The organism is Streptomyces sp. NBC_00631 (assembly GCF_045206895.1).
Classification (GTDB): Bacteria; Actinomycetota; Actinomycetes; order Streptomycetales; family Streptomycetaceae; genus Streptomyces.
Genome location: NZ_CP107734.1, coordinates 9920526 through 9936446, shown reverse-complemented (window position 1 = coordinate 9936446; position 15921 = coordinate 9920526). Strand labels below are relative to the sequence as shown.

The following is a 15921-nucleotide window of genomic DNA, read 5'->3' as shown; positions in this document are numbered from 1 at the left end:
TACGGCCGTGGTAACCACGCGCCAGCCCCACCCCCGCGATATACAACTCCCCCACCACACCCGGAGGCACCGGCCGCAACCACCCATCCAGCACAAACACCCGCGTATTCCAGATCGGCCCACCAATCAACACACCACCCGACCCACCCCCAAACACCCACGCCGTCGAATCAACCGACACCTCCGTCGGCCCATACAAGTTATGCAACTCCGCACCACACACCCGCACAAACCGCTCCGCCAACCCCCCCGACAACGCCTCACCCGAACACACCACCCGCCGCAACGACCCCCACCCAGCCGGATCACCACCCTCCACAAACACCTCCAGCATCGACGGCACAAAATGAACCGTCGTCACCCCCTCCGCACGAATCACCTCCGACAGATACACCGGATCCCCCTGCCCACCCGGCCGCGCCAACACCAACCGCGCACCCGACACCAACGGCCAGAACAACTCCCACACCGACACATCAAAACTCACCGACGTCTTCTGCAACACCACATCATCCGCACCCAACCCGAACCGGTCCTGCATCCACAACAACCGGTTCACAATCCCCGCATGCGACACCACCACACCCTTCGGCACCCCCGTCGACCCCGACGTATACATCACATACGCCGCCCCACCAGAACCACCAGAACACACCCGCCCCACCACCGGCACACCAACACCCCCACCACCCCCACCACCCTCCACACCGGAAGCCGTCACCACACACACCGGCCCCGCATCCGCCACCATGAACGCAACCCGCTCCCGCGGATACGAAGGATCAATCGGCAGATACGCAGCACCCGCCTTCAACACCCCCAACAACGCCACCACCAAATCAACCGACCGCTCCAACATCACCCCCACCACAGACTCCGGCCCCACCCCACGCTCCACCAGCACCCCCGCCAACCGCGACGCCCGCTCATCCAACTCCGCAAACGTCACCCGCTCCTCACCACACACCACCGCCACCACACCCGGAGACCGCACCACCTGCGCCTCGAACAACTCCGCCAACGTCACCCCCGGCACCACCACACCCGTCTCGTTCCACCCCTCCACCACCCGCTCACGCACCTCACCGGGCAATATTCCAACCTCACCCAACGGCGTCCCGGCCGCCCCCTCCAACACCGCCACCAAACCCTCAACCGCCACCTCCAACAACCCACACACCAACTCCGGATCACCCGGAGCAACAGCATCCACACTCAACCCGAACCCCAACCCGGCATCATCCACGGACACCGTCACCGGATAGTTGGTCAAGTCCTCACCCGACAGGACCCTTATGCCGGCCAGTTCACCGGTCCGGTTCGTCGACGAACGTGCGCCGTCGCTGTGCCGGTAGTTGAAGAGAGCGGTGAACAGAGGTACCGGCGGGGGAACGCTGCTGGCTTTCTGTGCCACGGCCAAGGGCGTGTGCTCGTGCACCAGCAGGCCGGCGAGCTGTGACCGCATCGCCTTCACCGCGTCCAGCGCGCTCAGGTTCGCGACGTCCATCCGTACCGGCAGGGTGTTCATGAAGGGACCCGGCACCCGCTCGGCGCCCGCCCCCGCGTTCATCCGGCCCAACAGCACCGTCCCGAACACCACGTCCGTACGGCCGGACAGGCTCGCCAGCACCCGCGCCCACGCCACATGGAACAACGTCGCCGGACTCGTCCCCAGCTGACGTGCCTGCTCCCGTATTCGCTGCGCCAGACCGTCGTCCAGGGCCGACCGCGCCCGCCGCGCGCCGGTGCCGTCGCCATGGGCATCAGCCAGGCCGAACGGCAGCGTCGGCTCCGTCACGTCACCCAGCAGATCCTCGAAGTACTCCTCATGCTCCTGCCGCGAGACACCCAGCCGGGCCTGTGCCACGAACTCGCGGAACGGAAGCGGCACCGGCAACTCATCCCCACGCCCCGCCAAGAACGCAGCGACCTCACCCAGGACCACTTCCAGCGCCGTGTGGTCCTGCAGCAGGTGATGCACCTGCACCAACGCCAGCCACCGGTCGCCGCCCGGCTCCGCCGCCACATGCACCCGCAGCAACGGTGCCAGCCGCAGATCCATCCACGAGCCGGCCGCAGCCAGCAGCTCAGTCACGGGGTCCGCGTCCCCTGACAGCTCCACCTCGGTCACCGGTACGACCGCACGGCGCCGCACCACCTGCACCGGCTCCGGCAACCCCTCCCACACCAACGCCGTGCGGTAGATGTCATGCCGGTCGACCACCCACTGCAACGCCGCCACAAACGCGTCCAACCGCTCACGGCTGTCGAAGGCCAGCGTCATCGGCACGAGATACACGTCGGGAGTACCGGGCTCGGCGAGCAGGTGGTGGAAGAATATGCCCTCCTGCAGCGGCGCCAGCGGATACACGTCCGCCACGTTCGCCGCGCCGCCCTCCACCGCCGCACACACCAACTCCACCTGCTCAGGCGACAGATCCACCAACGGCAGCATCTCCGGCGCGATCACCTCCGCACCCTCCGGGATCCCGTTCGCCGGCACCTCCACCACACCACCGACGCCACCAGCCGCGGCCAGCGCCGCCGGAGTGGGCGACTCGAACAACGCCCGCACCGACACCCCCACCCCCCGCTCACGCAACCGCTGCACCAACGACACCGCCAACAGCGAATGCCCACCCAACTCGAAGAAGTTGTCCTCAGCACCCACCTGCTCAAGGCCCAGGACCTCCGCGAACGCCTCGCAGACGATCTCCTCAGCCACCGTGACAGGACCCCGTCCACCACCGGCCGCCCCGTACTCCGGTGCGGGCAAGGCGGCCCGGTCCACCTTGCCGTTCACCGTCAACGGCAGCTCGTCCAGCACCACCACCGCCGACGGCACCATGTACTCCGGCAACCGCCCGGCAGCGAACACCCGCAGACCCGCAGGCAGGAGCCGATCCTCCGCAGCGACGTCTCCGCCCTCGGGCACCACGTAGGCGACGAGGCGCTTGTCGCCGGGGGTGTCCTCACGGGCGATGACGACAGCCTGGGCGACACCGGGATGGGCGGCCAGGGCCTGCTCGACCTCCGCAGGCTCCACCCGGAACCCCCGGACCTTCACCTGCTCGTCCGCGCGCCCCACGAAGACGAGCTCACCGCCCGCGGTCCAACGGGCCAGATCCCCCGTCCGGTACATCCGCTCACCCGGCCCACCGAACGGACACGCCACAAAACGCTCCGCCGTCAGGGCCGACTGGGCCTGATAACCACGGGCCAGACCAGCCCCCGCCACATACAACTCCCCCGCAACCCCCGGCGGCACCGGCCGCAGATACCCATCGAGCACATACGTACGGGTATTGTCCAACGGCCGCCCGATCGGCAGCACCGCCGACACCGCCCGGGCATCCGCCGCCACACATTGCGTGGCACACAACGTGATCTCCGTCGGACCATACAAATGCCGCACCACCACACCCGGACACGCCTCCAACACCTTCGCCACCGACCCCGCCGGCACCACATCCCCACCCGTCAGCACCTCACGCAACCCGCCAAAACACCCCGGATCCTCATCCGCCAACACGCGCAACAACCCCGCCGTCACATGCACATGACTCACCCCATGCACAGCAACCAACGACCGAATCGCCTCACCGTCGAGGTCACCGGCCGGAGCCAGCACCACCGTCCCACCACGCCCCAACGTCACCCACAACTCAAACACCGACGCATCAAACGCATACGGCGCATACCCCAACACCCGCCCCAGCTCCGTCCAGCACCCATCCGAGACCAGCGCCACCACATCCCGCTGAGACACCACCACACCCTTCGGCGCCCCCGTCGACCCCGACGTATACATCACATACGCCGCCACATCCGCAGACACCGGCACCGGCACCGGCACCGGCAGCACCCCCGCACCCACCACACCCGGATCATCCACACACACCACCGGCACACCCAACTCCCGCCCCACGCCGGAAGCCGCCACCACACACACCGGCCCCGCATCCGCCACCATGAACCCGATCCGCTCCCCCGGATACGACGGATCAACCGGCACATACGCAGCACCCGCCTTCCACACCCCCAACAACGCCACCACCAAGTCAACAGACCGCTCCAACATCACCGCGACCACGGACTCAGGCCCCGCCCCACAAGACACCAGCACCCCAGCGAACCTCGACGCCCGCTCATCCAACTCCGCGAACGACACCTCCTCATCCCCACACACCACCGCCACCCCACCCGGATCCACAGCCACCCGCCCCGCAAACAACACCGGCCAGGTCACATCGGCAGCGGCCACCGCCGTGTCGTTCCAACCCTTCACCACCAGCTCACGGTGGGACGCAGGCAGCACCTCAAGCTCACGCAAGGCTGTCCGGAGGTCGCCTTCCAGTTCCCCTACGAGGTTCTCGATCGCCGCGCGCAGCATCCCGCACACCAGCTCCGGGTCCCCCGGTGCGACGGCGTCGGCCGTGATCCCGAAGACCGTCTTCATGTCGTCCACCGACACGGCCAACGGATAGTTGGTGAGCTCCGTGTCGTACACCATCTCCACGCCGGTCAGACCAGCGGATGGCCGATCAGTTGCCCGCCGGCCGTGCCGGTAGTTGAACAGGGAGGTGAACAAGGGGGCGGACGCCGGGATACCGGTGGTCTTCTGTGCGAGTGCCAGGGGGGCGTGCTCGTGCACCAGCAGGCCGGCCAGCTGGGACTGCATGGCCTTGACCGCACCGACCACATCATGAGCGGCGGTGTCGAGCCGTACCGGCAGGGTGTTCATGAAGGGGCCGGGTATGCGGTCCGCGCCCGCACCCGCGTTCATCCGGCCCAGCAGTACCGTCCCGAACACCACGTCCGTACGCCCGGACAGACTTGCCAGCACCCTTCCCCATGCCACGTGGAACAGCGTCGCCGGACTCGTCCCGAGTCCACGCGCCTGCTCCCGCACCCGCTTCGCCACGCCCTCGTCCACCGTCACCCGTGCTCGTCGCGCACCGATACCGTCGCCATGGGCATCAGCCAGGCCGAACGGCAGCGTCGGCTCCGTCACGTCACCCAGCAGGCCCTCGAAGTACTCCTCGTGCTCCTGCCGGGACACGCCCAGCCGGGCCTGTGCCACGAACTCGCGGAACGGAAGCGACACCGGCAACTCGTCACCACGCCCCGCCATGAGCGCAGATACCTCAGCCATCACCACTTCCAGCGCCGTGTGGTCCTGGAGCAGGTGATGCACCTGCACCAGCGCCAGCCAACGCTCACTGCCCGGCTCGGCCGCCACATGCACCCGTACCAACGGGGCCCGTCGCAGATCCATCCACGCACCCGCCACGGCCAGCAGTTCAGCCGCAGCCTCCCCGGCCCCGGGCAGGACCACCTCGGTCACCGGTAGCACGGCACGGCGCCAGACCACCTGTACCGGTTCCGGCAATCCTTCCCACACCACTCCGGTGCGGTAGATGTCATGCCGGTCCACCACTCGCTGCAAGGCCGAGAGGAACGCGTTCAACCGCTCGCGGGCGTCGAAGGCCACCACTGTCGGTCCCAAGTACACATCCGCCTCGCCAGGCTCGGCGAGCAGGTGATGGAAGAAGATGCCCTCCTGCAGCGGGGCCAGCGGATACACGTCCGCCACGTTCGCCGCGCCGCCCTCCACCGCCGCACACACCAACTCGACCTGCTCACGAGACAGATCCACCAGCGGCAGCATCTCCGGCGTGATCACCTGGGCACCGTCCGGGATCCCGTTCGGCGGCACCTCCACCACACCACCGACACCGTCACCGGCCATCGCCAACGCCGCCGGAGTGGGCGACTCGAACAGCGCCCGCACCGACACCCCCACCCCACGCTCACGCAACCGCTGCACCAACGACACCGCCAACAGCGAATGCCCACCCAACTCGAAGAAGTTGTCCTCCACCCCCACCCGTTCCAGACCCAGCACCTCGGCGAACACCCCGCACACGATCTCTTCCGACACCGTGGCAGGACCCCGCCCACCACCGGCCGCGGCATACTCCGGTACCGGCAACGCGGCCCGGTCCACCTTCCCGTTCACCGTCAACGGCAGCTCATCCACGATCACCACCACCGACGGCACCATGTACTCCGGCAACCGCCCGGCAACAAACCCCCGCAGCTCCTCCCCCACTCCAGGGCCGTCAACGGGGACGGCATAAGCGACCAGTCGCACGTCGCCGGGAGCGTCCTCGCGTACCACCGCCACCGCTTGAGCCACGCCAGGATGCGCCGCCAGTACGGCCTCGACCTCGCCCAGTTCGATCCGGAAGCCCCGCACCTTCACCTGGTCGTCGACACGTCCCACGAACACCAGCTGGCCGTCGGCCGTCCAGCGGACCAGGTCCCCGGTGCGGTACATCCGCTCACCCGGTGCCCCGAACGGACACGCCACAAAGCGCTCCGCCGTCAGCGCCGGCCGGTCGTGATACCCCCGCGCCAGCTGAGCGCCTGCCACATGGAGTTCACCCGCAACCCCGGGAGGCACCGGCTGCAAGAACCTGTCCAGTACATACGCCCGGGTGGTCGCGAACGGCCGGCCGATCGGCACCGGCCCCTCGCCCGTCTCACCAGCACCGACCGGGTAGTGCGTACAGCCGACCGTCACCTCCGTCGGACCGTAGTGATTCACCACTGCGACGCCCGGATACCGGTCACGCCAACGCCGCACCTGCCCCCAGCTGAGCGCCTCCCCTCCCACCATCAACTGTCCGGTGGGGGCACACTGCTCCGGCAACTCCTCCAGGACCGGCAGATGGCTCGGCGTCACCTTGAGGAAGGTCAGACGCCGGTCGCCCAGCAGCGCAGGCAATTCCTCGTCCAACGCACCCACATACACGCAACCACCGCTGACCAGGCCTCCGAACAGACCCGTCACGCCCGCGTCGAACGACACCGGCGCATGCAGCAGACTGCTCTCACTCACTCCCGGATACGCCTTTCGGCACCACTCCGCATAACTGGCCAACGCCCCGTGCGACACGACCACGCCCTTCGGGCGTCCGGTCGACCCCGACGTGTAGATCACATACGCCGCGTTCTCCGCCGTCGGCCGCGCTGTCACCGGCTGTGCCGACTCGTCGACCACGGGCGGGGTGTCCACGCGCACTACCGGAAGAGGCGGACTCTGCGGAAGACCTTCGGCCAGATCACCGGTCGTCATCAGACACACCGGTCGGCAGTCGCCCAGCATGAACGCGATCCGCTCGTCCGGATTACCCGGATCGATCGGCAGATAGGCGCCACCTGCCTTCCACACCGCCAGCAGCGCCACCACCAGATCAGCCGACCGCTCCAGCATCACCGCGACGACCGACTCCGCGCCCACTCCATGGGACACCAACGCCCCCGCCAGACGCGACGCACGCTCGTCCAGCTCCGCGTAGCTCAGCTCCTGGTCCGCGCCCACCACGGCGACCGCATCCGGAGTCCGCGCCACCTGCGCCTCGATGAGCTCAGGCACGACGGTTCGTGCCTCGATCACACCCGAGTCGTTCCAGGTGACCAGTGCCCGCTGCCGCTCATCTTCCAACAGCACGTCGATCTCACTCGACCGAAGCCGGGCATCGCCCACCAACGCCGTCAGCACCCGCACATACCGCTCGGCGATCGTCTCAACACTCGGCTGGTCGAACAGATCCGCCGATCCGGTCAGCGACCCACGCAAACCACCGGGACGACCGTCGATCGTGGCCTCGCTCAGGCTCAGATTCAGGTCGAACCGTGCTGCCATCGGCCCAGCCGCGGCCGGCGTGGCCCGCAAGCCGACCAGGTCAAGAGTAGGAGTGGCGTTGTTCTGCAGGCTGAGCATGACCTGGAACAGCGGGTGCCGGGACATCGAACGATCCGGAGCCAGCGACTCCACCAACCGCTCGAACGGCACATCCTGATGCTCCAGAGCCGCCAGACCCGCCTCCCGCACCCGACCCAGCAACTCCGCGAACGTCGGATCACCCGACACATCAGTACGCAACACCAACGTGTTCACGAAGAACCCGACCAGATCATCCAACGCCTGATCCGTCCGCCCCGCCACCGCCGTACCCACCGGAACGTCCTCACCCGCACCCAACCTCGACAACAACACCGCCAACGCCGCCTGCACCACCATGAACACCGTCACACCCTGCTCACGCGCCAACACCACCAGCCGAGCATGCACCTCCGCAGGCACATCCACCGCCACCACATGCCCCCGATGCGACGCCACCACCGGACGCGCCCGATCCACCGGCAGCACAAGCTCCTGCGGAGCCCCCGCCAACGCCTCCCGCCAGTACGCCACCTGCCCAGCCAGGACGCTCTCCGGATCCTCCTCACCACCCAGCAACTCCCGCTGCCACAACGTGTAGTCCGCGTACTGCACCGGCAACGACGACCACCCCGGCACGCCCCCCGCACACCGCGCCGCATACGCACGCGACAGGTCACGGGCCAACGGCCCAACCGACCAACCGTCACCCGCCACGTGATGCAACACCACCACCAACACACCCGCATCCGCACCGGTCTCGACCAGCAGAGCCCGCAACGGAACCTCGACCGCCAGGTCGAACCCATAACCGACCTCAGCCGCCACCAGACCCGCAACCTCACCCTCGCCGGCCCGCACGACGCGCAGCACCTCACCCACCTCACCAGGCGCCACCACACACTGGAACGGCTCACCCCCATCAACAGGAAACACCGTACGCAACACCTCATGCCGTGCGGCGACATCCGTCAACGCCATCGTCAGCGCGGCGACGTTCACCTGGCCGTCCAGGCGCAGCACCACCGGCAGGTTGTACGTCGGACTCGGCCCCTCCAACTGCGCCAGGAACCACAACCGCCGCTGCGCGAACGACAACGGCACCCGCTCAGGCCGCTCCCGAGGCGCCAACCCCACCCGCGCCGGACCCGCACCACCGACCCGCACCGCCAACTCAGCCGGAGTCGGCGACTCGAACAGCGTCCGCACACCGAGCTCAGCGCCGAACAGCAACCGCACCCGCGACACCAACCGCGTCGCCAGCAGGGAATGCCCGCCCAGCTCGAAGAAGTTGCCGTCCGCACTGACGTGATCCACACCGAGTACGTCGGCGAACGCCCCGCACATGAGCTCCTCGGCCACCGTGGCAGGACCCCGCCCACCATCGGCCGCCGCATATTCCGGCGCCGGCAACGCGGCCCGGTCCACCTTCCCGTTCACCGTCAACGGCAGCTCATCCACGATCACCACCACCGACGGCACCATGTACTCCGGCAGCCGCCCGGCAACAAACCCCCGCAGCACCTCCCCCACCACACCATCGCCCGCGGACACCACATACCCGACGAGGCGCTTGTCACCACTGCTGTCCTCACGGGCAACGACCACGGCCTGAGCCACGCCGGAATGAGCCGCCAGCACCGCCTCGACCTCAGCAGGCTCGACCCGGAACCCCCGGATCTTCACCTGCTCGTCCGCGCGTCCCACAAAGACGAGCTCACCGCCCGCGGTCCAACGGACCAGATCCCCCGTCCGGTACATCCGCTCACCAGGAGCCCCGAACGGACACGCCACAAAACGCTCCGCCGTCAGGGCCGACTGGGCCTGATAACCCCGGGCCAGACCAGCCCCCGCCACATACAACTCCCCCGCAACCCCGGGCGGCACCGGCCGCAGATACCCATCGAGCACATACGTACGGGTATTGTCCAACGGCCGCCCGATCGGCAGCACCGCAGGTATCCCCTCACCCTGTCCGGTCACGCACTGCGTGGCACACAACGTGATCTCCGTCGGACCGTACAAATGCCGCACCACCACACCCGGACACGCCTCCAACACCTTCGCCACCGACCCCGCCGGCACCACATCCCCACCCGTCAGCACCTCACGCAACCCGCCAAAACACCCCGGATCCTCATCCGCCAACACCCGCAACAACCCCGCCGTCACATGCACATGACTCACCCCATGCACAGCAACCAACGACCGAATCACCTCACCGTCGAGGTCACCGGCCGGAGCCAGCACCACCGTCCCACCACGCCCCAACGTCACCCACAACTCAAACACCGACGCATCAAACGCATACGGCGCATACCCCAACACCCGCCCCAGCTCCGTCCAGCACCCATCCGAGACCAGCGCCACCACATCCCGCTGAGACACCACCACACCCTTCGGCGCCCCCGTCGACCCCGACGTATACATCACATACGCCGCCACATCCGCAGACACCGGCACCGGCACCGGCACCGGCAGCACCCCCGCACCCACCACACCCGGATCATCCACACACACCACCGGCACACCCAACTCCCGCCCCACGCCGGAAGCCGCCACCACACACACCGGCCCCGCATCCGCCACCATGAACGCCACCCGCTCCCCCGGATACGACGGATCAACCGGCAGATACGCAGCACCCGCCTTCCACACCCCCAACAACGCCACCACCAAGTCAACAGACCGCTCCAACATCACCGCGACCACGGACTCAGGCCCCACCCCACGAGACACCAGCACCCCAGCGAACCGCGACGCCCGCTCATCCAACTCAGCGAACGACACCTCCTCATCCCCACACACCACCGCCACCCCACCCGGATCCACAGCCACCCGCCCCGCGAACAACACCGGCCAGGTCACATCAGGAACAGCCACCCCCGTGTCGTTCCAACCCACCACCACCCGACCACGCTCCACCTCCGACAACACCTCAACCCCACCCACCCGCACCAACGGATCCGCCGCCACCACCGACAACACCCGCACCAACCGCTCAGCAAACAACCCCACCGAATCCACATCAAACAGATCCGCCGACCCGATCACCGACCCCCGCAACCCCACCGGCCGACCCACACCATCAGTCACCTCACTCAACGTCACTTCCAGGTCGAACTTGGCCGCCGCCAGTCCGCTCTGCATCTGCTGCGCCGTCAGTCCCGGGACCTCCAGGGTCGCCGGACCGGTGTTCTGAAGGGTGAGCATCACCTGGAACAGGGGGTGCTGGGCCAGGGAGCGGTCCGGGGCCAGGATCTCGACCAGGCGCTCGAAGGGCACATCCTGGTGGTCGAGGGCCGCGAGGCTGGTCTCGCGCACCCGCTCCAGGAGGTCGGTGAAGGTCGGTTCACCCGTCAGATCGGCACGGAATACGAGTGTGTTGACGAAGAAGCCGACGAGGTCGTCCAGCGCCTGGTCGGTCCGGCCGGCCACCGCCGTACCGATCGGGATGTCCTCACCCGCGCCCAACCGCGACAGCAGTACCGCCAACGCGGCCTGCACCACCATGAACAACGTGACACCCTGCTCACGCGCCAACGCGGTCAACCGCTCGTGCAACTCGGCAGGCACATCCAGTGCCACCACATGTCCCCGGTGCGATGCCACCGCCGGGCGCGGCCGGTCCACCGGCAGAGTGAGTTCCCGCGGTGCGCCCGCCAGTACCTCCCGCCAGTACGCCACCTGCTGGGCCAGGAGGCTCTCCGGGTCCTCCTCGCTGCCGAGCAGTTCCCGCTGCCACAGCGTGTAGTCCGCGTACTGGACCGCCAGCGGTTCCCATCCGGCCCGGCCCCCCTTGCGCCGGGCCTCGTACGCGAGGGAGAGGTCGTGCGCGAACGGGCCCATCGACCAGCCGTCGCCTGCTATGTGATGGATGACCACGAGCAGTAGATGGGCGTCCGTGGCCGTCTCGATCAGGAGTCCGCGCAGCGGGATCTCCGCCGCCAGATCGAAGATGTGCCGGACCTCGGCCGCCACCAGTCCCGCGACCTGTTCCTCGGCGGCGTGGGTGACGTGCAGCACTTCACCGATCTCGTCAGCCGCTATGACCTGCTGGAACGGCTCTCCTTCAGCGACGGGGAACACTGTGCGCAGCATCTCGTGCCGGGCGACCACGTCCGCGAGTGCCGCCCGGAGGGCGCCGGTGTCCAGCGGCCCGTCCAGACGCAGTACGACGGGCATGTTGTAGGTGGGACTCGGTCCTTCCAGTTGGGCCAGGAACCACAGCCTGCGCTGTGCGAACGACAACGGCACCCGCTCGGGCCGCTCGCGCCGGGCCAGGCTCACCCGTGCCGGTGCGGCGTCCGCGATCCGTGCCGCCAGTGTGGCGGGGGTGGGTACTTCGAACAGCAGCCAGATGCCTGCTTCGACGCCCAGGACGGACCGGATCCGGTTCACGAGCCGGGTGACCAGCAGGGAGTGTCCGCCCAGTGCGAAGAAGTCGTCGTCGGGGCCCACGTGTTCCAGGCCCAGGACGTCGGCGAAGATCTCGCACAGGAGGCGTTCCTGCTCGGTGGCGGGCTCGCGGGTCTCGGCATCCGTGCGGTATTCGGGGGCGGGCAGGGCTGCCCGGTCCACCTTGCCGTTGACGGTCAGTGGCAGCTCGGTCAGCTCGACCACGGCGGCGGGCACCATGTGGTCCGGGAGGCGCTCGCCCGTGAAGGCGCGCAGTTCGCTCGCCAGATCACCGTCCGCGCCGTTCGCGCCGTCCGCGCCCTTCGCGCGCTGCTCGCTGTGCTCGGTGTCGGGGACGACGTAGGCGACGAGACGTTTGTCTCCGGGGACGTCCTCGCGAGCGATCACCACGGCCTGGGCGACCCGCTGATGGGACGCCAGGACGGCTTCGACCTCGCCGGGTTCGATCCGGAACCCGCGGACCTTGACCTGGTCGTCGGCCCGTCCGGCGAAGACCAGCCGGCCGTCGTGGGTCCAGCGGGCCAGGTCCCCGGTCCGGTACATGCGCTCGCCGGGCCCTCCGAAGGGACAGGCCGCGAAACGCTCGGCGGTCAGGCCGGGCCGGTCGTGGTAGCCGCGGGCCAGGCCGGCCCCGGCCACGTACACCTCTCCCGTCACTCCTGGCGGCACGGGGGAGAGGCCGTCGTCGAGGAGGTAGATCCGGGTGTCGTCCATCGGCCGGCCGATCGGCAGGATCTCCGGGACGGGCCCGGCGCCCGCGACCAGGTGCTGGGTGGCGCAGAGTGTGATCTCCGTGGGCCCGTACAGGTGCCGGACCGCCACACCGGGGCAGGCCGCGAGTACGGCCGTCACTGCCGAGGCCGGTACCACGTCGCCGCCGGTGAGTACCTCCCGCAGCCCGGTGAAGCACCCCGGGTCCTCTTCGGCCAGTACCCGCATCAGTCCGGCCGTCACGTGCACGTGGCTGAGTCCGTGTTCTTCCGTCAGGGACCGCAGGGCGCGGCCGTCCAGGTCGCCCGCGGGAGCCACGACGACGGTGCCGCCGCCGGCCAGGGGCACCCACAGTTCGTACACGGAGGCGTCGAAGGCGTACGGCGCGTGCCACAGCACCCGGTCGGGCTTTCCCCAGCACCGGTCGGACACCAGCTCGACCAGGTCGCGTTGAGAGACCACCACTCCCTTCGGGGTGCCCGTCGAGCCCGATGTGTACATCACGTACGCCGTCACGTCGGCGGGCCATCCGGCGGGCGGATTTGCCGCGTCCTCGTCGTCGCCTGCCTGTGGCGGGAGGATCGCTGTTCCGGCCGCGGCGGCCGCCTGTCCGAACGTGCCGTCGGCCGCCGCCGTGTCCGCCAGGGCGACGCGCGCGCCGCAGTCGTCGAGGACCATCGTCATCCGGGCCGCGGGCCAGCCGGGATCCACCGGCAGAAGCGCTCCGCCGGTCTTCCAGACGGCCAGCACGGCCACCACGAGTTCGACGGAGCGGTCCATCGCCACCGCCACCGCGGACTCGGGACCCACCCCGCGGCGGGCGAGGGCTCGCGCCAGTCGGTTGGCCCGCGCGTTCAGCTCCGCGTAGGTGACGCTTTCCTGCTGGGACACCACTGCCACCGAGCCCGGTGTGCGGGCCGTCTGCTGTTCGAAGAGCGCCGGCAGGGTCCTGGGGGCCTCGGCGGTGTTCCACCCGCCGAGAACCTGCTGTCGTTCGGTGTCGGTGAGGATGTCGATCTGCCGGACCCGCGCCTGAGGCTTGGCGGCCACGCCGGTCAGCACCCGGGCGAACCGCTGACCGATGGTGTCCGCCGTCGCCCGGTCGAACATGTCCGCCGCGACCGTCAGCGAACCTCGCATGCCGGCGGGACGGCCGTCCTCGAAGGTCTCGGTCACGGTGACGCTGAGGTCGAACTTGGCCGGCTTCGTCTCGGGCGGCAGCGCTTCCATCCGGATGCCGGGGAGTTCGAGTGTCGTCGAGGATTCCTTCTCCACCGCGAGCATGACCTGGAAGAGCGGGTGACGGGCCCGCACCCTGGTCGGGGCGAGTACTTCGACCAGCCGCTCGAACGGCACGTCCTGGTGGTCGAGGGCTGCCAGGCTCTGTTCGCGTACGCGTGCCAGCAAGTCGGTGAAGGCCGGGTTGCCGGTGAGGTCGGTGCGCAGGACGAGGGTGTTGACGAAGAAGCCGACCAGCCGCTCCAGTGCCTGGTCGGTGCGCCCTGCCACGGCGGTGCCGATCGGGATGTCCTCACCCGCGCCCAGCCGGGCCAGCAGCACCGCCAGCGCGGCCTGCACCACCATGAAGGAGGTGACGCCGTGCTCGCGGGCCAGTGCCGCCAGCTGCTCGTGGACGGCACGGGGGATGTCGAACGTGACCGGGTGTCCCCGATGCGACGGTACGGCGGGTCGTGGCCGGTCTCTCGGCAGCGTCAGCTCCTGCGGAACACCGGCCAGCGTCTGCCGCCAGTAGTCGATCTGGGCGGCCTGGAGCGTTCCCGGGGTGTCGTCCGCGCCGAGCAGTTCACGCTGCCACAGGGTGTAGTCGGCGTACTGGACCGGCAACGGCTGCCAGTTCGGCGCACGACCCTCGCAGCGCGCCGTGTACGCCACGGACAGATCCTCGCTGAGCAGGTCCGTCGACCAGCCGTCCCCGGCTACATGGTGGATCACCACGACCAGCAGTGCGGTGTCCTCGCCCGTTTCTGTCAGCAGCGCCCGCAGCGGGATCTCCGCGGAGAGATCGAAGCCGTGCCGGAGTTCGGCGGCCACCAGAGTGGCGGCCTGTGCTTCGGTGGTGGCCTCGGCGAGCCGCAGTACCTGCCCGACCCGGTCCGGCTCCAGGATCCGCTGGCAGGGTTCCCCGTCACTGTCGGGGAACACGGTGCGCAGCACCTCGTGCCGGGTGACGAGGTCATGGAGGGCCGCTCCCAGCGCGGCGGCGTCGACGCGTCCCCTCAGGCGCAGCACCACCGGCAGGTTGTACGTCGGGCTCGGGCCCTCCATCTGTGCCAGGAACCACAACCGCCGCTGTGCGAACGACAACGGCACCCGCTCGGGCCGCTCGCGCCGTGTCAGCCCCGCCCGCGCCAAACCGGCGTCCCGGCCCGCGCCCGCGATCCGTGCCGCCAGACCGGCCGGAGTGGACGTCTCGAACAGGACCCGCACCCCCAGCTCGACACCGAAGACCGACCGCACCCGCGACAGCAGCCGCATCGCCAGCAGCGAATGACCGCCCCGCTCGAAGAACCCCTCGTCGGCGCCGACCCGGTCGACACCGAGGACCTCCGCGAACAGACCGCACACGATCTCTTCCGGCGCCGTGGCCGGGGCGCGCCCGCCGGTGCCCGCCGCGTACTCCGGCGCGGGCAGGGCGGACCGGTCCACCTTGCCGTTCACCGTCAGCGGCAGCCCGCCCGGCAGCAGCACCACCGCCGACGGGACCATGTACTCCGGCAACCGCTGGGCCGTATACCCGCGCAGCTCGGTCGGCAGGTCCCGGTCGGCACCGGCGGGGCCGTCCTCGGGCACCACGTAGGCGACCAGCCTCCTGTCGTCGGCGGCATCCTCGCGGACGACCACCACGGCCTGCGCCACCTGGGGATGCGCCGCCAGGGCGGCCTCGATCTCACCCGGCTCGATCCGGAAGCCCCTGATCTTCACTTGGTCATCGGCCCGTCCCATGTAGAGGAGTCGCCCCTCAGCCGTCCACCGGCCCAGATCACCGGTGCGATACATCCGCTCTCCCGGCCCGCCGAACGGGCACGCCAGGAACCGCT

At 69.0% G+C, this 15921-nt stretch carries 1 protein-coding gene (cut by both window edges); it reads right to left on the bottom strand.

The whole window is internal to a non-ribosomal peptide synthase/polyketide synthase gene (locus tag OHB00_RS44870) on the bottom strand: the coding sequence, 35301 nt in all, runs 740 nt past the left edge and 18640 nt past the right edge, and what appears here is coding positions 18641-34561, spanning codon 6214 (partial) through codon 11521 (partial); reading right to left, the first codon wholly in view occupies nt 15917-15919. Both codon boundaries (start and stop) fall beyond the window edges.